General features: G+C 70.9%; 17 protein-coding genes. 7 read left to right on the top strand and 10 right to left on the bottom strand.

The annotated features are described in order from the left end of the window. Nucleotides 1–18 precede the first annotated feature (18 nt). From KIK09_RS54605 to KIK09_RS54625, 5 genes are read right to left on the bottom strand one after another with little or no spacing between them, the layout of a single operon-like run. Nucleotides 19–765 carry a phytanoyl-CoA dioxygenase family protein gene (locus KIK09_RS54605; RefSeq protein WP_214327541.1) on the bottom strand — a complete coding sequence of 249 codons (747 nt, stop codon included), beginning with the start codon at nt 763–765 and terminating at the stop codon, nt 19–21. Between the two features lie 5 nt (nt 766–770). After that, nucleotides 771–2,087: a type 1 periplasmic-binding domain-containing protein gene (locus tag KIK09_RS54610; RefSeq protein ID WP_214327542.1), complete on the bottom strand. Its 1,317-nt coding sequence runs from the start codon at nt 2,085–2,087 to the stop codon at nt 771–773. After that, complete coding sequence (locus tag KIK09_RS54615; RefSeq protein WP_214327543.1) at nt 2,080–4,821, bottom strand: MFS transporter; 2,742 nt, start codon at nt 4,819–4,821, stop codon at nt 2,080–2,082. The genes KIK09_RS54610 and KIK09_RS54615 overlap by 8 nt, the downstream gene beginning before the upstream one ends. Beyond that, nucleotides 4,818–6,701 carry an ABC transporter permease subunit gene (locus KIK09_RS54620; protein WP_214327544.1) on the bottom strand — a complete coding sequence of 628 codons (1,884 nt, stop codon included), beginning with the start codon at nt 6,699–6,701 and terminating at the stop codon, nt 4,818–4,820. Before KIK09_RS54620 ends, KIK09_RS54615 begins: the two co-directional genes overlap by 4 nt. After that, nucleotides 6,611–7,969: an AfsR/SARP family transcriptional regulator gene (locus KIK09_RS54625; RefSeq protein WP_214327545.1), complete on the bottom strand. Its 1,359-nt coding sequence runs from the start codon at nt 7,967–7,969 to the stop codon at nt 6,611–6,613. The genes KIK09_RS54620 and KIK09_RS54625 overlap by 91 nt, the downstream gene beginning before the upstream one ends. Nucleotides 7,970–8,216: 247 nt before the next feature. Between KIK09_RS54625 and KIK09_RS54630 the strand changes: the two genes are divergently transcribed. The 4 genes from KIK09_RS54630 to KIK09_RS54645 all read left to right on the top strand — a co-directional run bounded on the left by KIK09_RS54630 (nt 8,217) and on the right by KIK09_RS54645 (nt 10,955). Continuing rightward, nucleotides 8,217–8,720 carry a hypothetical protein gene (locus KIK09_RS54630; protein ID WP_214327546.1) on the top strand — a complete coding sequence of 168 codons (504 nt, stop codon included), beginning with the start codon at nt 8,217–8,219 and terminating at the stop codon, nt 8,718–8,720. A gap of 156 nt (nt 8,721–8,876) precedes the next feature. Further along, nucleotides 8,877–9,389: a SigE family RNA polymerase sigma factor gene (locus KIK09_RS54635; protein WP_214327547.1), complete on the top strand. Its 513-nt coding sequence runs from the start codon at nt 8,877–8,879 to the stop codon at nt 9,387–9,389. After that, the gene (gene mltG, locus KIK09_RS54640; RefSeq protein ID WP_214327548.1) at nt 9,386–10,336 is read left to right on the top strand and encodes an endolytic transglycosylase MltG; all 951 of its coding nucleotides are present in this window, start codon (nt 9,386–9,388) and stop codon (nt 10,334–10,336) included. Before KIK09_RS54635 ends, mltG begins: the two co-directional genes overlap by 4 nt. Nucleotides 10,337–10,487: 151 nt before the next feature. Further along, nucleotides 10,488–10,955, top strand: coding sequence for a cupin domain-containing protein (locus KIK09_RS54645; RefSeq protein ID WP_214327549.1), 468 nt, complete (start codon nt 10,488–10,490; stop codon nt 10,953–10,955). A gap of 53 nt (nt 10,956–11,008) precedes the next feature. Here KIK09_RS54645 and KIK09_RS54650 read toward each other — a convergent pair whose 3' ends face one another. Then, on the bottom strand, nt 11,009–12,067 hold the full coding sequence (locus KIK09_RS54650) for a zinc-dependent alcohol dehydrogenase family protein (RefSeq protein WP_214327550.1): 1,059 nt from the start codon (nt 12,065–12,067) through the stop codon (nt 11,009–11,011). A 258-nt stretch (nt 12,068–12,325) separates the two neighbouring features. Between KIK09_RS54650 and KIK09_RS54655 the strand changes: the two genes are divergently transcribed. After that, nucleotides 12,326–14,176 (top strand): protein kinase domain-containing protein, encoded by a 1,851-nt coding sequence (locus KIK09_RS54655; protein WP_214327551.1) that lies wholly within the window; start codon nt 12,326–12,328, stop codon nt 14,174–14,176. A gap of 111 nt (nt 14,177–14,287) precedes the next feature. Here KIK09_RS54655 and KIK09_RS54660 read toward each other — a convergent pair whose 3' ends face one another. From KIK09_RS54660 to KIK09_RS54670, 3 genes are all read right to left on the bottom strand, one after another. Then, on the bottom strand, nt 14,288–14,929 hold the full coding sequence (locus KIK09_RS54660; RefSeq protein WP_250575347.1) for a hypothetical protein: 642 nt from the start codon (nt 14,927–14,929) through the stop codon (nt 14,288–14,290). A 197-nt stretch (nt 14,930–15,126) separates the two neighbouring features. Next, on the bottom strand, nt 15,127–16,008 hold the full coding sequence (locus tag KIK09_RS54665; protein ID WP_214327552.1) for a CU044_5270 family protein: 882 nt from the start codon (nt 16,006–16,008) through the stop codon (nt 15,127–15,129). Further along, nucleotides 16,001–16,588: an RNA polymerase sigma factor gene (locus KIK09_RS54670; RefSeq protein ID WP_214327553.1), complete on the bottom strand. Its 588-nt coding sequence runs from the start codon at nt 16,586–16,588 to the stop codon at nt 16,001–16,003. The genes KIK09_RS54665 and KIK09_RS54670 overlap by 8 nt, the downstream gene beginning before the upstream one ends. A gap of 506 nt (nt 16,589–17,094) precedes the next feature. On the opposite strand from KIK09_RS54670, the gene KIK09_RS54675 reads away from it, so the two are divergent. Then, on the top strand, nt 17,095–17,670 hold the full coding sequence (locus KIK09_RS54675) for a DoxX family protein (RefSeq protein ID WP_214327554.1): 576 nt from the start codon (nt 17,095–17,097) through the stop codon (nt 17,668–17,670). Nucleotides 17,671–17,793: 123 nt separating this feature from the next. Here KIK09_RS54675 and KIK09_RS54680 read toward each other — a convergent pair whose 3' ends face one another. Continuing rightward, nucleotides 17,794–19,407 carry a membrane dipeptidase gene (locus KIK09_RS54680; RefSeq protein WP_214327555.1) on the bottom strand — a complete coding sequence of 538 codons (1,614 nt, stop codon included), beginning with the start codon at nt 19,405–19,407 and terminating at the stop codon, nt 17,794–17,796. 232 nt (nt 19,408–19,639) lie between these two features. Between KIK09_RS54680 and KIK09_RS54685 the strand changes: the two genes are divergently transcribed. Then, a partial coding sequence (locus KIK09_RS54685; protein ID WP_214327556.1) for a S1 family peptidase occupies nt 19,640–21,575 on the top strand: 1,936 nt, incomplete at its 3' end.

Genomic DNA, 21,575 nt, shown 5'->3' on the forward strand with positions numbered 1-21,575 from the left:
TGGGAACCAGCAGAGGATTCACACCGGGGGCGGGACGCGGCCGGCCGGGGTCAGGGCGATCAGGACGCTGATCCGGCCCACCGGGCCGACAGCCGGCAACGAGGCGTGCATGATGTCGCTGTAGTGCAGGGAAACGTCTCCGGGCCGCAGGTCCAGCCCGACGCCTTCGTGCTCGCCGTAGGAGGGTGCCGTCAGCCACGACCCCGGCAGGACCCGCAGTTCCCCCGCCGCCGGACTCCCTCCGCGCAGGCACACGCTGGCGATGAGCATCGGGCAGCGTTCTTCGTGTCCTCCCATGCCGCAGTCCCGGTGCCACGGGATGTCGGCCAGCCCGCCCGTCACGCCCGGGGTCTTGTACAGGATCATGCCGGGTCCCGCCGGGCGCAGGCCGAAGGGTGACAAGGCGGCCATCGACAGGATGCGGGGGTCGGCCGACATCCCGGCTATGGCGGGTTCGTCGCCGCTCCACAGGATGCGGGTCAGCACCGGGGTGTCCTGAGCGTCGCGGCCCCACCAGGAACGTCCGTCTCCCTCCTTCGCCGCCTCGGCGAGCCGGAGGGCCGCGGCCAGGGCTTCGGCGGTCTCCGACGGGGTGAAGACACCCTTGAGCAGCGCGTACCCCATGACGTGCAGGTAATCGGCCAGAGCCGCGGATTCCCCGGTGAACGCCGCGAAGGGATCCAGGGGCGCGCCGTCCCGCCCGAGCAACTGGGCAGCGGGGTCGAAGGGCCGCTGCGGCGTGCTGTGGAAGTCGGTCAGGTTCACGGGGGTCACTCCTTGCAGGAATCGCGCGGTAGGCAGGCGGGGTCGAAGGGCCTGGCGGGGGTGGCAGGCCACGTGGTACGGCGGCGCCCGCCGTCCGGCGAGCGGTACACGCGGGCCTCGGCGTCCCACCAGATCTCCCTGGCGTCGGCGGGTACGGCTCGCAGCCGCATGCCCTGACGGAAGGTGCCGGGGTCGAGGGTGGGCCCGGCGGATTCGAGGCCGAGGAAGAGCAGCGCCATGCTCCAGTACGTCGGGTCGCCCCGGTCGTCGCGGTCGGGGGTGGCGAGGGTGCTGATGCCGAAGGCGCGGCGCCACTGGCTGGGCTCGAAGACGCGGGCAGCGACGTCCACGTCGTTGAAGTCGTGCCCGCCGATGATCCACTCGGGCTGGTAGCCCTGGCCGGCGGCGATGCCGGTCAGGTAGGCGAGGGGTTCGGGGGCGCACGCGCACACCAGGGTCGTGGCTCCGGCGGAGCGCACCTGTTGGATGAGGTTGGCGTAGGTGGCCACGGCGCTGGAGTCGGAGGGGTAGCCGATCGTGATCGCCGGCCGTACACCTTGCGCGCGCAGCGCGGCGGCGAGCTGCTCGCCGACGGGTGTGTCGGCGTTGTGCAGTACGGCGTAGCGGCGCTGCCTGCCCTTGAGGCCCCGCCCCGCGTAGTCGGCGCGCGGCCCGAGCCGGCGGGCGATGTAGGAGGCCAGCAGCCGGTTCACGGTGTCGGTGTCGGCCAGCAGGCTGTAGTGGTAGGGGGCGTGGGCGCGCAGGAAGTCGCCCGTCAGGTAGGCGGCGCTGAGCGAGACGATGCCGCGCCTGGCGAGCTCGTCGATCAGCGTGGGGTGGACGGCGCCGATCACGAAGTCGGCGTCGAGGTCCTCGTCGAGGGTGGTGGCGTCGCCGCGCAGGGCGGGGTCGTCGGTCGGCGGAGCCTGGGAGCGGTAGACCTTGAGCACGGGTGTGCGGCCGTAGGTCTCGAAGGCGTGGGTGAAGTAGGCGAAGGAAGTGTGCGCCTGCCGTTCGATCTCGTCGAGGCTCGCCAGGCCCATGGTGGCGCGCATGGCGGTGACGTCGGGCCGTTCCCAGGGCAGGTAGAGGACGATCACGATGGTCCCGCCGGAGCTGGGGAGCGGCCGGGCCCGGCAGGGGAAGTCCTTGCCGAGCTGGGCGCGGCGGGAGCAGTCGGCGGTCGCGACGGGCGGCCGCCAGGCCGGGTCGTCGCGCAGGTAGTCGGGCAGCGGCGGGACCGCCTGGTGCAGGAGTTGCGCGGCGGCGAGCAGCACGGCCAGGCACAGCGCTGCCAGCGCGTATCCCGGTGCCCTACGCATCCTGGCTCCCCGACCGCTGGGCGGCGCGCGGGTCGCCGCCCAGGTAGGAGGCCAGCACGGCGGGGTCGGCGAGCACGTCGGCGGTCGCGCCGCAGGCGATGACCCGGCCGGCGTCCAGGGCGAGCAGGCGGGTGGCGAGGTTGGCGAGCAGCGGCATGTCGTGCTCGACCACGATCAGGCCGGCGTCCAGCTCGGCGCGGACGCGCAGCAGCAGCGCGGCCAGCTGCTCGACCTCGCGCTGGGCCAGCCCGCTTGACGGCTCGTCGAGCAGCAGCACTCCCGGGCGGTGAGCCAGGGCGCAGGCCAGGTCGACGACGCGGCGGGTGCCGGTGGACAGCTCGCCCACCCGGTGGTCGCGATAGTCGCCGAGGTGGAGCAGCTCGATCAGCTCCTCGGCCCAGGTGCGGGCCTCCTTCTCGCTGGACCGCGCGGCGCGCAGGGCGAGCAGGTGCGCCAAGGGCTCGCGGACGGCCAGCCGCCGGTCACCGCCGACCATGATCGCCTCGGTGACGGTCAGGGCGGGGAACGAGCCCGCCGACTGGAAACAGCGGCCCAGCACCTCGGCGCACTCGATCCGGCCCGCGTCGGGACGGTCGAGACCGGACAGCAGGTCAAGAAGGCTGGTCTTGCCCGCGCCGTTCGGGCCGATCAGCCCGAGCACCTCGCCGCGCCGCAGGGTGAAGCTCACCCCGTCGACGGCGGTGATGCCGCCGAAGGAGCGGCTCAGCCCGGTCACGCGCAGCACCGCAGGGCCCGCCTGCGTGGAAACCGGGGCCGTACCGGGAGACAGAAAGATCGATCTGAGCAGGTCGGGACGCTCGCGCAAGCCGGCTGAGGGGCCGTCGTAGCGGATCTCGCCGCGTTCCATGAACACGGCGCGCGGGCACAGCTCCAGCGCCAGGTTGACCGACTGCTCCACCACCACGATGGTCGTCCCCTCGCGGTGCAGCCGCCGGATCACCGCGAGCAGTCGTTCGACGACGGCGGGCGCCAGGCCGAGCGAGAGCTCGTCGATCAGCAGCAGCCTGGGCCTGGCCACGAGCGCCTGGGCGAGGGTGAGCATGCGCTGCTGGCCCCCGGACAGGGTGGCGGCGCGGGCGTCCAGCGTGGGCACCAGATCAGGGAGGAGTTCCAGCGCCTGGGCGATGCGGTCCCCGGCCTCGCGGCGGTGCGCCCACGCGGCCAGGCGCAGGTTCTCGGCGACGGTGAGCGAGCCGAGCACGCCGCTGCCGCCCGGCGCGAGCGTGATGCCGAGCGCGGCGCGCTCGGCGGCGGGCAGCGCGCCGATGTCCCGCCCTGAGAAGACCACCCCACCCCCGGACGTGGGTACGGCACCGCAGACCGTACCCAGGAGGGTGGTCTTCCCCGCCCCGTTCGTGCCGAGGAGCGCGACCAGCTCGCCCTCGGCCACGTCGAGATCGACCGGGCGCAGCACCCGTTCCGTGCCGTAGTCGACCGACACCCCGCGCAGCGCGAGGAAGGAACCCGACAGTGCCGCCGACAGTGACCGGGCGTCACGCAGATCGGCCAGGAAGCCGTTCCCTGACATGCCCAGGACGAGCGCGCCCGTCACCAGGACCGGGGCGAGCGCGACCAGCGCGGCCCGGTATCCCCACGCCTCGCCTATCGCTCCCATGACCGGCAGCAGCGCGATGCCGGGCAGCGAGCAGAGCGCGGCGATCGCGAAGCCGACCGTGCGTGCCCTGGCGGGCATGACCAGGGAGAGCACCGTGGAGATGCCCGGGCCGAGCACCGATCCGGCCAGCGCCAGCAGACACGAGGCGGCCAGCAGCAGCCAGAGCGACGGCGCCAGCGCCATCACCACCACGCAGCCGCCGGAGACGAACCCCATCACCGACACCGCGCGGAACAGCCGTGCCGGTCGGCCGGCGAGCAGCCGCCCGGCCAGCGGCGCCCCGAGCACCAGGCCGGCGATGGCGAACGGTTGCGCCAGCGCCCCGGCAAGCCCGCGCTCGACGGCGTTCAGCCCGAAGCTCTCCTGCAGGTAGAGGGGCAGGAACAGGCCGAGCGCGGCCAGCGCGCCGACCGTGAACGGCGTGGACCACCACAACCTGCGAACCGTTCGGGCGCTCCGGCACAGGGCCACCGCTTCGGCCAGCCTGGGCCTGGACTCCTCCTGCGGGTGATCGAGGCCGAGGGCGAGGCGTTCCTGGGCGCCGCGCACCGGTTCGCGCAGGCGCAGGCTCGCCAGGCCGACGGCCAGGGCCAGGGCGCTGGTCACCAGCAGCGCCCACCGCCATCCGGCCAGCACCGCGACCGCGCCGACGGCGGCGGGGCCGAGCATCGTCCCGGCCGACCTGGCCGCCGACGTGGCCGCGTACGCGGCGGGCCGCCCGCCCACCGGCGTGTAGTCGGCCAGCACGCTGCTGCGCACCGGCCCGGTCACCCCGAGCGCGAACCCGTCGAGGAAGCAGGCCAGGCCGAACAGCACCGCGGTGGGCGCCAGCGCGCCGCCCGCGCCGGACAGCCCGGCCAGCAGGGCGCCGGCGGCCACCCAGGTGACCCGACTGGCCCGTTGGTCGATCCAGGCGGAGACCGGCAGCCCGAACAGCGTCGCGGCCAGCGTGGACAGGGTGGCCACCATGGTGATCCCGGTCAGCTCCAGCCCGAAGGCCCGCTGGATGTCCGGCAGCAGCACGCCGGTGCCCGCTCCGCCGAAGGCCAGCAGGAGTTCGGAGGCGGCGATGAGCGCGACCGCGCCGCGCGTCCTCATGCCGCTGCTCGGACCGGCCGCAGCGCCGCCAGCCCTCCCGGGGCCAGCAGCAGCACCGCGATCAGCCCTGCCCCGGTCAGCAGCAGCGAGAAGTCGGCGGGCAGGAAGAGCGTCGAGCCCCTGATCACCACCGCGCCCAGCACCGCCCCCGCGGGCGACCAGGCGCCGCCCACGACGGCCATGGTCAGCACGGCAATGCTCTCGGCCACCGGGAACGAGCTGGCGGTGACGGCGTGCTGGTGCACCGCGAGCAGCGCGCCGCCGAGCCCGGCCACCATCCCCGCCACCGCGAAGCAGGTCAGGCGGACGCGGATCGGGCTGATGCCGTACACGCGTGCGCTCGCAGGGTCGTCGCGCACGGCCAGGGCCGCGCGTCCTGTCCGGGTACGGCGCAGCCTGACCAGCCCGAGCATCACCAGCCCGAGCACGATCACCACGATCACGTACAGCACCCGGTCGGAGGCGACCAGCGCCGGCCGGGCACGCGGCGCGAGCAGCGGGATCGCCGAGTGCACGGCCACCGCGAAGCCCAGCGTGGCCACCGCGAAGCCCAGCCCGCGCACTCGCAGCGTGGCCAGCCCGAGCAGGACGGAGGCGAGTCCGGCGGCCAGCGCGCCCGCGAGCGCGGCGGTCGGGAAGGCCACCCCGGCATCGGCCGTCAACCGTCCGGCCACCACGGCGCCCACCCCGGCCAACCCGAACTGTCCCAGGCTCAGCTCGCCCGCCCACTCCGCCACCACCACGACCGAGACAACGACGATCGCGTAGATCGCCACGGTCGCCGCGCGGTTGGCCGTTCCCTCTCCCAGGAACACCGGCACCACCGCGGGCAGCGCCCACGCCGGATGCACCCGGCCGCGCGGCGCGAGCGCCTGCGCGGGCCGGAACGTCCGCCCAGGCAGCGGCTTGACCAGCAGCAACGCCACCACGATGAGCACCGCGTAGAGCACGTCGGCCGGCGTGGAGCCGCCGAACAGCGAATAGACCACCTGGTCGATCACGCCGGTGGCCAGCCCGGCGACCAGCGCCACGGGCAGGCTCACCATCCTGGCCACCACGGCCGCGGCCAGCGCGCGCAACAGCAGGCCGTGACCCTGCCCGCCGGCCAGCCCGAGTATCGGCACCTGGAGCGAGACGGCGGCCGCGGCGAGCCCGGCGGCGACGATCCAGACGAGGGTCCCGGCCCGCCGTACCGGGACGCCCAGCTGGGCGGCGCGGGCCGGGTCGTCGGCGGCGGCCCGCACCGCGAGGCCGTACCTGGACCTGGAAAGGAACAGCGTCAGCGCGGTGACGGCGGCGAGCGCGAAGAGCACGAGCAGCGCCGAGTTGGCGTCCAGGATCACCCCGCCGACGGACCAGCGGATGGTGGCCAGCGGCGTGCGCAGGTCGGTGGACTCCTGCCGGCCCGAACTCGCCCACCGGACAACGGCTTCCGCGAAGAGCAGGAGCTGGGCCAGCCCGATCGTGGCGATCGTCAGCGTGGTCCTGGGCGCGCGCTCGAACCGGCGGGCCAGCAGGTACTCCGACAGCCCGAACACCAGCGCGGCCGCCCCGGCCCCCGCGAGCACCGCCAGGCCCCAGGGCACCTGCCACGCCTGCACCAGCCGCACGCACACCAGCCCGCCGAGGATGCCCGCCCCGGCCAGCGCGAAGTTCACGATCCGGTGCGTCCGGTAGATCAGCACCAGCCCGACCGCCAGCATCGCGGGCACAACCCCGGTGCTCAGTCCCAGGAGCAGGATGCCGTTCACGGGCGCCATCTTCTGCGCGCCCGCTGAACCAGCGGCACTCAGCCCGCTGAACTCCCGCTGAACCCGCTGCTCCACAGCGGTGCGCAGGGGCACCCCGGCGCGCTGCCCGAGCCCGCGAAGACGCCGCACGCCCGGCCAGGAGGCGGCGGGAAGGCCAGCCGCGTGAGGCTCCCTGCCAGCGAGCTGGCCAGATCGGGCCAGCCGGAGTCGCAGGCGGTGCGCAGCCCGTCGACCAGCGCCGGCCCTTCCGCCGCCACCCAGCTCTCCAGGTCGAGCCCGGGCCGGTCGAGGACGCCCTCCACCAGGCGAGTGCTCCACTCCAGCACGTTGCGGACCGCGTCACGCACGTCCTGCGGCGACTCCTCGGCCACGTGCTCGCCCATGAACAGCCGCACCAGCGACGGGATGCGATACCACCGGTCGCCGAACTGGTCCGTGCGCGCCACGTCCAGCAGCCCCGCCCCGGCCAGCTCGTCGATCACGTCGTCCGCGCCGGTCCTGCCCATCGCCGCCGCCACGCACCAGCCGGGGAATTGCGCCAGCCTGATCGCCGCCATCCGCCGCAGCGTGCCCGCCGCCGCGTCGCTCAGCGCCGCGTACCGCCGGTCGAGGTCCGCCGTCCCGCCCGCGCGCCCCACCGCGGGCTTCCCCGGTACGGCCGGCAGCCCCGGACCCCGCGGCTCCAGCAGCCCCGCGTCGCCGAGCAGCACGGCCCGCTGCACCCGCCGCAGGTCCGGCCCCGGCGCCAGGCCCAGCTCGCCGAGCGCCCTGCGGGCACGGTCATAGGCGTCCAGCGCCTCCGCCTGGCGGCCCGCCCCGAACAGCGCCGTCACCAGCTGCGCCTGCAGCCGCTCGCGCAGTGGATGGGCGGCCACCAGCACGCGCAGCTCCGCCACCAGCTCCTGATAGCGGCCCCTGAGCAGCTCCGCCTCGCCGCGCAGCTCCAGCGCGACCAGCCTGAGCTCCTCCAGCCTGGCCGCCTGCGCCGCGATCACCGGCGAGTCGGGCACGTCCGCCAGCGCGGGGCCGCGCCACAACGCCAGCCCCTCGGCGAGCCGAGCCGCGGCCACCTCCGCCTTCCCCTCACCGAGCGCCCGCCTGCCCGCGGTGACCAGATGCTGGAAACGCTGCGTGTCGAGATCGTCGGCATCGAGCCGGTAGCCGGGCGTCCTCGTCACCAGCGCGTCGCCGCCGAGCAGCCGGCGCAGCCGCACGATGTACCCCTGGATCTGGTTCACCGCCCGGGCGGGCGGCGCGGTGCCCCATAACGCGCCGGCCAGCACGCTCACCGGGACGGTACGGCGCGGAGAGAGGGCCAGCACGGCCAGCAGCGTGCGCGGCTTGGCGGCACTGATCACCCGCCCATCCACCTCAACCGGCCCTAATAACCCGATCATCGCCCAAGCATACGAAAGCTCCGCCCGCGACTGCCTTTACGTGCGGGTCTGTGCCGTTTTCATGCCGTACGGCTGCCGCCGCCGTGGTTCGCGATCCCGCCCGTCCAGAGCAGGCTCGCCCCACCGGTCCGCGCGGGCGAGAAACGCGTCCTGTGGAAGAAGCCACGGTCAGTGGGTATCGCCAAATCTGTACATCCGCCCGCATGCCGACCCGGGTGATCCGGCGGACGCGAAGCACACTGCTGGCATGAACGAGCATGAAGCGGATGCGGCCCCGGAACCTGCGGATTACGCGGGCGCGGTGTACGGTTCGCTGCTGGCCGCTTCCGTGATCGTCGGCGCCGCGGCGGAGGGCCCGCCGCCGGCCGCGGGTGAGCTCATCGTCCTGCTGGTCTGCACGGGAGTGGTGTTCTGGCTCACGCACACCTATGCCGAGCTCATCAGCGGCGGATACCCGGCCAGACGCCTCACCTGGGGGAACCTGCGTGCGGTCGCCAGGAGCGAGTGGCCACTGGCGCAGGCCTCCTTCCCGCCGGCCATCGCCGCCGCCTTCACCTCCTCGCTGGGCGGGTCCAACGCGGTCGTGGCCTGGGTGGCGGTGTCCGTCGCGGTGATCAGCCAGGTCATCTGGGGCGTCGCCGCGGCGGTCAGGATCCGCTCCACCCGCAACGTCGTGATCGTCTCCGGCGTCGCCAACCTCGTCCTCGGCCTGGCCATCGTCGTACTCAAGGTCGCGGTCACCGCCCACTGACCAGCCCGGGTCACCCGTCGATCGCCCGCGGCCCTGAGCGGAGATCAGCCACCATCAGGTGATCGGGGGGACAGCACCGATCCAGAAGTTCGGCCATGCCGGCATAGATCGGCATCCTGTCCGCGTCCTTGCTTGGTGACATCGCGAGGAGGACGGGTGGATCCAGGATTTGAGGCGGACTTCCGGGAGTTCGTCATCGATCGATCAGGGGCGCTGTTCCGTACCGCGTACTTGCTTACCGGTGACCGGCACGCCGCTGAGGACTTGGTGCAGTCGGCGTTGGCGAAGACAGCGGTGAAGTGGCGCGGCCTGCGAGACTCGGCGGCCATTGAGGGTTACGTCCGCCGTGTCATGTATCACGAGCAGGTGAGCTGGTGGCGGCGCCGTTCCCGCGTCGCGGAAGTGTCCACCGGATGGCTGCCCGAACAGGTCGGCGACGGGCACGCCGAGATGGTGGATCTTCGCCTGGTGATGCGCGCGGCTCTGGCCCGGCTGACGCCTCGGCAGCGGACCATGCTCGTGCTGCGCTACTTCGAAGACCTGTCCGAGACCGAGATCGCGCGGCTGCTCGGCGTCAGGGTGGGGTCGGTGCGCAGCCAGATTTACCGGTCGTTGGAGCGTCTGAAGCAGGCTGCACCTGAACTGAGCACCGTGAGGGAGTTCGGATGAACATCGAGGACCTGCTGCGCGAGACCCTTTCCGACATGGCCCATGAGGAGCAGCCACCCCCACCGGGCTGGTTCTTCCAGTCCAACCGGAGTCGATCCCGTCGGCGCGGCCTCGCCCTGGCGGCCGCGGCGGCCGTAACCGTGATGGCGGTCGGATCCACGCTCGTGGTCCAGGGGCTGTCCTCTCGGGCCCCGGTCCCCAAGGACTTCACCGCGCAGGGCTCCGGCGAGACTCTCGCAGAGACCAAGCAGGGGCGAACCACCCTGACCGTGAAAGAAGGACAGCGGCTCGCGCAGATCTTGAAGCAGCTGTCGACCGCCACCGGCAGACCGCTGGTGGAGTTCAAGCGGGCCGCCGAGGACGGCAGGGCGCTTGGCCTTCCGGCCTATGCCAAGGGCGCGCTGGAAGGATTCGCCTTCCCCGCGACCTACGAGGTCTCGCCCACATCGAGCCCCGACGAACTCCTCGCCGCGATGGTGACACGCTTCAATCGCGCCGCGGAGGACAGCAACCTGGTGGACGGCGCCAGGCATGCCGGCCGTACGCCACTGGAGATCCTGACCGTCGCCAGCATCGTCCAGGCCGAGTCCACCAACAAGCGCGACATGCCGAAGATCGCGCGGGTTGTCTACAACCGGCTGAACCACAAGCCCGAGATGAAGCTGCAACTGGACAGCACGGTCATGTACGGCCTGAACAAGGTCGGCATCAGGGCCTCGAACGAGGATCTCAAGAGCCGGTCGCGGTACAACACCTATGCGCGCCTCGGCCTGCCGCCCGGTCCCATCTGCAACCCGGGCGCCGACGCCATCGAGGCTGCCCTGAAGCCGGCCGCTGGGTCCTGGCTGTACTTCGTGACGACCGATCCGGAGAAGGGCATCACGAAGTTCGCCGACTCCCCATCCGAGTACTTCAAGCTGATCGAGGAATACCGCAGGACCGGGTGATAGAGCGGCGCGCATCATCCGATACGGATCTTCACGCTTCCTCGGCCGAGGATGCCGTGCCCTCTAACCGCGGAACTGCTCGATGGCCGTCTCCGCGGTGGGGGCAGGTAGCCATCGCGCCGAGCTCGCTGGAACACCCGATAATGCTGAGATGATCGACAACCAGATGCCGGGACCACGCCCGTTGCTGCGCCGCCCCGAGGACGGCGAGCTGATCGACGTGGCGGGAGTGGCGCACTTCTTCCGATTGACAGGCGAGCACACCGGCGGCCGCTTCGCGTTCGAGGAGTTCACTCTGGAGGGGGGCGTGCTCGGTGCCCGCCCGCACGTGCATCACGGGCACGACGAGTATTTCTACGTCCTGCGGGGCGACCTGACCCTGCACCACGGCGACGGGGAGGTGACGGTCGGCCCCGGACACCTGCTCGCTGCGGTGCGCGGAACCCCGCACGGCTTCCGCAACGCCGGCACCGAGCCGGTCCATGCTCTGTGCCTCTATACGCCGGCCGGATACGAGGGCTACTTCCGCGAGGTGCATGCGGCCGTGGCGGCCGGCGCGGAAGTGACCGACGAGCTCCTGGCGGAGTTCCGAGCCCGCCACCGCACCAACTCGTTCTAGCCGGTGCCGGGTGCAGCCATGGCGGCACGCACGGTGAAGACGCGTACCGCGTCCTAGCTGTCGTCTTCGTCCCGGGCATCCTCGAAGACGAAGAGCGGTTTTGCGCCATGTGCGGGTGCTTCGGCGAACGAGATGGCTTCAGTGAAGCGTTCGAGCGGGAACGGCTCGCCTTGGGGGATGCTCAGCACGTCATCAACGACGAGACTGCGAACCTCGGACAGCGCGCGCAACGCATCCGCGGGTGATGTAGTGCCGAACCAGCGGTTCAGCCAGAAGCCACGGACTGTTTTGGTCTCGTAGATGACCGAGCGTGCCGGCAGCGGGATCGTCAGCGCTGCCGGGTCGGTCTGCCGATGGGTGGAGAGCGCACCGTAGACCACGACCTCTCCTCCCGGAGCCAATGCCTGGGACACCTGGGCACCCACGTGGCCCGCGACACAGTCGATGGCCTTGCGCACGCCGGCCGATCCTGCGACCTCGGCCACCCGCTGCAACAGGTCCTCCTCCTCGGTGCAAATGACCTCGTCACCACCGAGCGCCTTGATCTCGTCGACGGCATCGCGCCGCCGTACGACGTTGATCGTGCGAATGCCCAGATGCCTGGCCAGTTGAATGACGAGCCGGCCGACGGTGGAGCCCGCGGCCGTCTGCAACAACCATTCACCCGGCTGTACGTCGAGCTCGCGAGACACGAGGAGCAGCGCGGTCAACGGGTTGACGGCGAGTTGAGAGGCGCTGGAGTCGCTCAGCTGGTCGGGGACCGGCAGGAGCCTTCGTGTATCGGCAACAAGGTATTCCTGCCAGGTGCCGGCCACTTGCGGCCCCGGTATCGCCGGGACGGCAACGGCCACGACGCGCTCGCCGATATTCAGCCCTTCGGTATCCGGGCCCAGGGCCGCAATACGGCCCACGCATTCCATGTGACCCCCGACAGTGGGAAACTCGGGGGAGAAACCGTAGCGGCCACGCAGCACGTGCAGATCACTGGCGTGAATCGGAGTCGCCTTCACGCGGATCAACGCCTGACCGGCCTCTGGCGTGGGAATAGGCCGGGATTCCAGCCGCAGGACATCGGCCGGCTCGCCGACCTTTCCGGCTACGAGCGCGCGCATGGATTGTGGCATCGGCATAAGCTCGGTGTCGCCTTGTCAGTCATTTTCCGGCCGGTTCCATTAGGGAATCACCTTCTGTGAGCGACCCCAACGAGTCCGATGTAATAACCGTAACACGTTTATCTATTGATTCTTCTTGACTTTGCGATGGCTGTCGAACCTTTGTTCGATGTCGCTGCGCGCAGCTTGCCGTGCCAAGCTGCACGCGCCACCGGCGCGGCTCGTTTTCGAGGGCATGTGTCGCTATAAATGCTCCTTATGGTGATCATGCCCCTCCAGCCCGGTGACCCCGGCCAGATTGGGCGGTTCCGGTTGGCGGGGCGGCTCGGCAGCGGCGGCCAGGGAGTCGTCTTCCTCGGCGAGGACGGCTCCGGGGGCAACTTCGCCGTCAAGGTGCCGCACCCGCAGTCGCTGGCCGACCCCGAGACCAAGGCCAGGTTCGCGAGGGAGCTGGAGATAGCCCGCGGCGCGGCGCCCGCCTTCACCGCCCGGGTGGTGGAGGCGGTGCTCGAGGGCGGCCAGCCGTACATCGTGAGCGAGTACGTCGAGGGCCCGAGCCTGCGCGAGCGGGTGGAGCAGCGCGGGCCGCTCAGCCCCGACGAGGTGCACCGGCTGGCGACGGGGCTGGCCTCGGCACTGTCGGCGATCCACCAGGCCGGGATCGTGCATCGCGATGTCAAGCCGGACAACGTGCTGCTGGGCCCGGACGGGCCGCGCCTCATCGACTTCGGGATCGCCCGGCTGCCGGGCGGCACGCTCACCTCCTCCGGGCAGATCGTCGGGACGCCGCTGTACATCCCGCCGGAGGTCTTCGAGGGACAGCGGGTCACGGCCGCGGCCGACGTCTTCGCCTGGGGCGCCGTGGTGGCCTACGCGGCCCAGGGCCGGCACGCCTTCGGCGGCGGCGAGGTACCCGCGATCATGAAGCGCATCCTGTCCGGCGAGCCCGACCTCAGTGGCGTGCCGGCGCCGATCCGGCCCGCCGTGGCCGCCGCCCTGGCCAAGCAGCCTGCCGTACGGCCGAGCGCCGTCGATCTCCTCGTGCGCCTCGTCGGCGGTCTGCCGGCGCGCCCCGAAAGGGAAACGCAGCGCAAGGAGCCCCGGTCGAAGCGCCGCGTCGGCGTGCTCCTCGGGGCGGGGGCGGCGGCGGTGATGCTGGCCGGCGCGACGACCGCCGTGCTGCTCTGGCCCCGCCAGCCTGCCGTACGGCCGAGCGCCGGGCAGCCGGCGCGTGCGACCGTCACCGTCACGCCGGAGGTGCCGCCGAGCACCACCGCCCCCACCCCGGACGCGCCCGGCGACGACGATCCGAAGGCGATCACCGGGAAGGAGGTCAAGGGTCCCACCGGCCCGGTGCCGCCCGCGATCAACGAGAAGGACCTGCGCGCTTACTACCAGGTCTCCGCGGCCGAGCACGGGCGCCTGGCAAAGCGGCTCAGCGACCAGGGGTTCCGCCCGCTGTCGCTGTCGATCACCGATCAGGGCTACACGGCCCTGTGGCGCAAGGTGCCGGGCCCGGCCTATGTGACGGCGCACAACCTGTCGGCCAAGGGCTACAAGGACTTCTTCGACAAGTGGACGGCCAAGGGCTACCGCCAGGTCATCGCCGCGGCCCACGACCTGCCCGGCGGGCCGGTGTTCGCCGCCGTCATGGAGCAGCGCGAGGGCGGCTTCATGGCCTACCACAGCATGACGGCCGAGGTCCTGCGCCGCCGCAACACCGAGGCCGTGGCCAAGGGCTACATTCCGGTCTCGCTCAGCGCCCACGGCACGGCAGGGAAGGTCCTCTACGACGTCGCCTGGGTGGCCAACGCCGACCACCTCGACTGGACGATGACCATCGGCCAGGACGCCGACCGGTACCAGACCGAGTTCGACCGGCGCGCCAAGGAGTACATGCCGCTGACCACGGTGGACGAGAAGGGCCTGATCACGGCGGTGTGGACGCAGAACAACGGAGGATGGTGGAGCAACACCGCCCTGCCGGCGCAGCGGCACCGCGACAAGATCAAGGAGTCGGGCGGCCAGGGCTACCGCCCCGTCGCGATTACGGCCAGCCAGGTCGGCGACCGCGTTGTCTACTCCCTGACCGCCCGCACGGAGTCCTGACGGGTCGGGACGGTTGCGAGCTGAGTTCACATGGGAGCGCCGGCTGCCAGGGGTTCGCTCGACGACATGACGCCTGCCGGGGGAGATTCCAGATCACGGCGCCGGCGGCTGTCAGTCGATGCGCTGGCAGATCGACACCGGCAGGCGAGGGGACCACGTTCGGGTGGCCTCGTCGTAGGCGCGTGCGTATCCGTTGTTGCTTCCGGCGCAGGGCGCAGCGATCGTCGTCTCCACGTAGACGGCGCCGCCGGGAGTGACGGGGTGCGGGTGAGCGATCTCCCACTTGGAGAACGCCGTCCGGCCGGTGTCGTACTTGACGACCAGGAAGACACGGCGGTCGATGGTGAAGTTGCCGCCGGCGATCTTGAGGTGGCCGTTGAAGGTGTAGTTGAACAGGAAGGGTTGCGCCTGCCTGAGATCGTGCGCATGGCTGGTGCTGTTGATGTCCGCAGGCGACGTCGGTGACGCGTTCGCGGCGGTGCCCAGGACAGGGACGGCCAGGGCGACGATGCCGGCGGTGGCGGTGACTCCGAGCAGCGTGCGCATGATGCGGTTCATCGGGATCTCCTGTGCGATGGTGCCGACCTTGTTGGGCTTGCAGCACCATTGACGGGCAGGCCGCCTGCAGCGTGCTTTCAGCGGCCCGACGTCCGCATGCAGACCGCTGTCGATCGCCTGGCGGGCCGCGGGGACACGTCCGCTTTCGTGATCGGATGGGCGCGGCTGGAAGAGTGACCGGGCGGCCAACCGCAAGAAGCGCGGCTCCTGCGGCGGCCGCCCGGTCAGGCATGATCCAGATCTTCAAAAGCAGCGCAACATGGCCGGACGCTGCGTCAATCGGATCAAGGAGTGGCGTGGGCCGGCCTTCGTCTCGACAAGGCTCCCGACAGCTACCTCGCCGGCTTTCGTCTACGCGGCGCCATCTTGTGGATCCGAAGTCCGTACAGGCCCTAGCTCTTCTTCACCGAAGGAAGCTGGTCCGTCCACTCGGCGGACACGGAGATGAACTTGTCGCTCCCCGCCACGCCGCCGTCGCCGGCCAGGACGAGGTTGGCGCGGGTCACCCGGGCCTTCTCGGGATCGACGACCAGCTCGATGTCCTTCCTACCGCCGTCAGGATCAGGGAAGCGCAGTTGCTGGCCGCCTTCGACCGCGCCCGTATTCTCGACTCCCGGCGTCGCGGCGAGCGCCTGGAACGCAGCGGAGCGGACCTCCGCGGGCGCCGGCAGCTCGGTGATCAGCGCGAGCAAGGTGAAGGTGGGGTTGCCTCGGATTTCGGATGCGGACATGTCGTTCTCGTTGCCCTTGCGCTCGGCGATCCACGCCTTCAGCCCCTCCGGGTCCGTCGGCAGCCTTTCGAGGTCCTCAAAGGTCACTGTGGCGCCCTTGAGGTGGAGCGTGTTCCAGGCCGGGACGACGGCGTCGGGGGGATTCCCCGGCTCGCCCTTGGTCCAGCGCTTGCCGTCGCGCCTGGTCCAGCTCTCCATCGGTGGAATGTCCGTCTTGGACCACTGGCGTGTGACGTGCCAGTACGTCCCGGAGCCTTCGGGCGTACGTTCCGCGCTGACGGCGGCCATGAGCAGGACCTCCTTGCCTGTGACCCTGTTGCCCGTGACTGGTGCGCCGTCGTTCGTGGGCATCCCCGTGGTGAACACGACCGCCGCGGCGGCCCCGGCGGCGACCAGGGCGGCTCCTGGCACGAACCAGCTGACGCGCCTGTGCGCCCGGCCCGCACGTGTCCTTTGCTGCAGGCGGTTCCTGCTGCGCGCGGCCGCCGCAGCGGACGGCTCCGGCTTGGCCAGCAGAGTGGCGACCTCTTCCAGGTCATTCATGGGTCGTCTCCTTGTCGATGAGGGGGCTGTCGATGAGGGCTTGGATCTTGGCGCGGGCTCGGCTCAGTCGCGAGCTCACTGTTCCGATGGAAATGCCGAGCGCCTGGGCGATCTCGTCGTAACTGAGCTGGCTCAGCGCCAGGAGCAGCAGCACGTCACGCTCGCCGCCGTTCAGCGAGGCGAGCGCCATGGCCAGGTGCGGCTGCATGCGCTGAGCGGTCACGGACGTGACGACCCGGTTCTCGTGTCCTTCCACGACCGGCGCGGGGTCCAGCCGCGCCAGCGCCTTGTAGTGGCGGGCCTCCTTGCGGCGGTGCCGGGCCACCAGGTTCGTGGCGAAGCCGAACAGCCAGGGCCGTAATCCCCCTTTTTCCGGGTTGAACCGGTCACGCCGGTTGAACGCCAGCAGGAACGTCTCCGCTGTGATGTCCTCGGCCACCTGGGTGTCGAGGCGGCTCGCCACGTACCGGTAGATGTCACGGAAATACCGGTCATGCACGGCGGTGAACAGCTCGGGGTTCTGCCGGTAGCCGGCGACGAGGTCGGCGTCGGTCACCTGCTCGCCCACATCGGCGGTCATGTGCCCGTCTCCGTCATAAGTGCGCCTTCCGGATGGTGATCGTTGCTTTCATCCATCCTTCGCCGCACGCCGGCATCTTCTTCCCGTCCCCGGAAGGGCGTCTGGGCGCGTCTTCCGCGCGTGCCACCTCGTCCCGCCACCAGGGCGGTCGCCGCCTACATTCTCCGGCCTCGTTCTAGGCCCGGTGGTAAGAATCGCGTCACACGGCCCGAGCGAGCGGCTTCGGCCAAATCGACGGAAACAAAATCAACGCGGTTTGAGCCCTCTGGCGCGAGCCTTACGGGCACTCCATCTTGGACGCTCGACACCCGCACCGCGGGAACCGTCCCAGCCCGCAGTCACGGTACGAATTCTTGTTTTCGCAGCTAGACCGTGCCCTGTGTGTCCCACCGTGTCCCACAGGCCGCGCGCGCGACCTCGCTGCGATGGTCGAATGAGTCCTGTCATCGCGTACTGACGAAGGAACAAACAGTTCCCTGGCCAACCCGATATGAAAGGTAGTGAACATGAATCTGCGCGTCAGCGAGAACCTGCTCGGCGTCAAGGACATTGAGCAGCAGCCCAAGCGGCGCGGAACGAGGTTCACGCTCAACGGCGCACTCTGGCCACTTCAAGTGTTGTTCGGCTTCTTCTTCGCCGGCAGCGGCTTCGGCAAAGTGCTGTTGTACGACGGAGCTCTGTACGCGGCCGCGCCGCGGGCCGTGGCTTGGTACGCCGCGGTTCCGCAGCCCCTGATCGTCTTCATCGGGGTCTGTGAGGTACTTGGCGGCGTCGGCCTGATCCTGCCGGCGATGACGGGAGTCAAGCCGAAGCTGACGCCGCTCGCCGCCGTTGGCCTGACGCTGACGATGATCCTCGCGGCCGGTTTTCATATCACGCGCGGCGAATACGAACTGGTGCCTGCGAATCTCCTGCTGGGAGGCGTCGCGGCGTTCATCGCGGTCGGACGATGGAAGCTGAGGCCCATCGCACCCGCGACCATCACCACCTCACGCGCACTCAAGTCGTTCGCGGTCCTCGGCGCACTGGCCCTGCTGGTATTCGCTCCGACGTGGTACACGATGACGAACGTCCAGTTCTGATCACTCTGTTCCGCGCACCGACTACCTCGGCTACCTCGCCCAAGCGCCGAGCGGGTGCGCCCGGGGGAGAAGCGAGCCCCTGGCAGGCGCCCGATGAGAGTGGCCTGCCAGGGGCTCGGGGCTTCAGGTCTGCCTGCGGGCCTCGGCTCCTCCCCATGTCTGCAGATACGCCTCGGCTCCGGCCAGCATGTCCTGAGCGAACTCGTCACCGGCGTACTTGCGCATGTCCTCGATCCAGTCGGGGACCAGGCCGTAGTGGGCCACACCGTCGGTGTTGATGTCCCAGACCCGTTCACCGGTGCGCAGACGGTCGAGCGTGACCGCGCCGTCGAGCGAGGTGAACGGATAGGTGACCGCGCTGCCCTGACGGGGGCCCGGGAGCGGGCCCATGCCGTTGGTGTCGAGGCCGTAGCCGTACCCGGGATGACCGAACTCGTCACGCAGCGGCTTCGTCGCGCGCCAGCCCGCGGTGAAGGAGTCGGCGGGCGAGCCGTACGCGGTCACCATGCCGCCGAGCCGGTAGATGCGGCGGAAGTAGCTGGAGTCCGCCCAGCTGTGCGAGGAGATGACGCCCGGATACTTGGCGGCCTCCAGGATGTCGAGCGTCTGAGCGGCGGCCTTGACGCTCATGTGGTCGAGCTCGACGATCATGCCGCGCTTCATCAGCCCCTGGACCATGTAGGCGCCCAGCGAGGTCAGGCCTCTGGTGTTGCAGTGCGGCCCCGGGGGATAGACCGGCAGGCCGACGCCGAACGGCAGCCACTTGGCCACCTCGGGCGGCAGCACTCCGGCCGGGTCGATCGTGTTGTCGTGCTCGGGTCCCGTGCACGTCTTGGCGTTCCAGAACGAGCCGCTCGACAGGAAGTTGCCGATGTTGACGATCACGCCGGTGGTCCCGGGGTCGAACCGGACGCCGCACAGGGCGTTGTCGTACTTGTGGCAGACGAACATGCTGCGGACGCCGATCTGGTACATCTCGTCCAGGCCGCGGTCGATCTGCGCCTTGGTGCAGTGCGGGATGCCCCACGTCTGGCGGCAGCCGAACGGCTCGGAGGTCTCGATGCCCAGGACCACTGCCAGCTTGCCGGTCGCGATCACCTGCCTGGCCTCGGCGGTCGACTTCACCACCCGGAACCAGCCCTGGCCAGGACCGCCGCTCTGGGCGTCGATGTAGTCCTGCAGTTCGAAGGTGCGCTGCGCCTCCAGCTTGAGCGTGGCCATCTCGTCGCAGGTGTTGTGCTTGAGCGGGTAGATCTCGCAGAGCTGTCGGTTGGCGACCAGGTCGTTGACGAAGATCCGGAGCCCGCCGCGCCAGGCCCGTTCGAGCCACTTGTAGTAGCCCTGCTGGTGCGTGAGGGAGTCGTGGGCCGGCCAGTCCTTGAACGTCGGCCAGCCGACCGGGTCGTGCTTGCCCACAGGGGTGCCATGGCGAGTGAAGTTCTCGAACCAGGCGAGCGATCCGTCGGGCTGGTGGTCGGGGCAGTCGACCAGGGCGTGCTCGATGCCGTCGGGGTCGAACGGCTTGCCACAGATCAGGCTTCCGCCGAATGCCTCGTTCGCCATGAGATGGCTGTGGGCGTCGACGAAGCCGCGGACCGGGTTCGCTGATCCCGGTGGTTGCCCGACCGCCCCGACCTCGGATTCCGCGGCGGTCTGGGCGGTGGCGGTGGTCCCTGCCAGAGGCAGGGTGGCCAGTAAGGCCACCACCCCGATGATCCTGGTGATGCTGCGTAACATGAGCGCACCTCGCAAATCGGCTGATTCATGGTCTGCCTTTGTTACTCGCCAGTCAAGATGTGAGTTGGACTCGAATTCAGTGCGATCGGGCGCGGCCGACAGTTCGCTGATGTCAGCGAGGAACGCGCGGATGGGGTCGGTGAGTTCGCCGTCGCAGTGGGCGGCAGGGCAGATCATGGGTGAGTAGGGGATGCTTATGTCCCTCTCCTGGTTTCTCACCCACTATGGGCACATGACGCGTTACCGCCGGGTGGTCGAGGTGTACGCCGAGGGAGGATACGGATCCGGCTACGCGGTAGGCGACGACCTCGTCCTGACCGCCGGTCACGTCGTCAACGACTCCGCCCGCTGCCAGGTCCGGCTGCTCGACGGCGACGCGTGGCTCGATGCCCAGGTGGCGTGGCGCGACCAGGCGGGCCGGCTCGACGCCGCGCTGCTTCGTGTCCCCGGCGCGCCCTGGCGTGACGGCCCTGATCGCGGGGCGCTGCGGTGGGGAAGGGTCAAGGGGATCGGCGTGTCCTGCACCGCGTGGGGGTTCCCACGTTCGCAGGCCGACGACAAAGGCAACCGCGACCTGGAGACCATGACAGGCACGGTCAACGCCACCACCGCCTACCTGTCGCAGCGCTACGACGTCGACATCATCGCCCCGAAGGTCGTCACCGGCGGCTGGCACGGCATGTCCGGCGCCGCCCTGTTCGGCCCCGGCCGGGTGCTGCTCGGCGTCGTCATCGCCGACCCCGTCATGTACGGCAGCGCCCGCCTGCACGCCCTGCCCGTGCGCAGGCTCCTGAGCGACCCCGCGTTCGCCCAGCTGATCGGCCCGGTGGACGTGGAGGAGGTGGAGGACCGCGGCCGGGTCACCGACCTCGACTCCGGCAGCTACCTGCAGCCGCCGTACCTGCCGGTGGCCGACGACGCGCCCGACTACCAGCTCATCCAGGCCAGGCACGGCAAGGTCGGCTTCGTCGGCCGCGAGGACGAGCTGGCCAGGCTGGGCGCCTGGTGTGCCGCGCCGTACCTGTTCAGCGCCGCGACCGTGTCGGGCGCGGGCGGCGCGGGCAAGACCCGGCTCGGCGCCGAGCTGTGCGAGCGGCTGATCGCGGCGGGCTGGGCGGCCGGGTTCGGCGACGAGCGGGGCCTGACCGCCGACCTCGCCTCCGGCGTCCACGTCGAACCGGCCTGGCCCACGCTGCTGGTGGTCGACTACCCCGACCGGCTGACCGACCCGGTGATCGCCCTGCTCAAGCGCCTCGGCGACCGGGTACGCGGTCCGCGGGTGCGCCTGCTGCTGATCGACAGGTCGCCCGGCGGCGAGGACGTCACCTGGTGGCGCAAGCTCAACCGCGACACCGATGGGCTGCTGCGCAGGTCCACCCGCGCCACAGTGGCGCTCGGCGACGGGCGGCTCAGCCCGGAGGAAGCCCGGCGGCACGCGGAGGCCGCCGCCCGCGTGTTCGGCACCGCGATGCCGTACGAAAAGGGGCGACAGCAGGGAGAGCAGAGCCTGCCGTTCGAGATCGAGGAGGGGGTGAGCCCGCTGCTCGTGCAGCTGGCCGTGCTGGCGGGCGGCGCGCGGCGGACGCCGGAGGGGATGCTGCGCGACTTCCTGGACCGCGAGTGGCGCAGGTGGGAGGGGCGGCTCGCGGCCCACCGCGTGCAGGATCTGGACGACGAGGACGTACAGCAGGCCGTGGCGCTGGTCACGCTGACCGCGCCCACCCGGCAGGAGGTGGCCACCCTCCTCACCGCGCTGCCAGGGCTCGGCGATGCCGGCGACGGACGGCGGCGGCGTGTGTCCCGCTGGTTGGCGGAGCTGTTTCCCGGCAACCCCACGCTGGCGCCGCTCAAGCCCGACCTGCTCGCCGAGCAGCTGCTCGCCGGCACCCCCGAGCTGCCCGCGCTGGTGCTGGCCGTGCACGACCACCCGGCCCGCACGACCGCGCACCTGGTGCAGCTGTTCGACGTGCTGCGCCTGGCCGCGCCGCAGCGGCCGCAGGTGCTGGACGCGCTGCGCGACCTGCTCCGGGTACGGCTCGCGGACCTGGTCGAGGTCGCGCTGGCCGAGCCGTACTCGCAGCTGCCCGGGCTGCTGGAGGCGGCGCTGGCGCTGTGTCCGGCGCCCGACCTGGCCGCGACGGCGGCGCGCGTCCCGCTCGCGCCGGCGG

It is taken from the genome of Nonomuraea sediminis, assembly GCF_018531495.1.
In the GTDB taxonomy this organism is placed as follows: Bacteria; Actinomycetota; Actinomycetes; order Streptosporangiales; family Streptosporangiaceae; genus Nonomuraea; species Nonomuraea sediminis.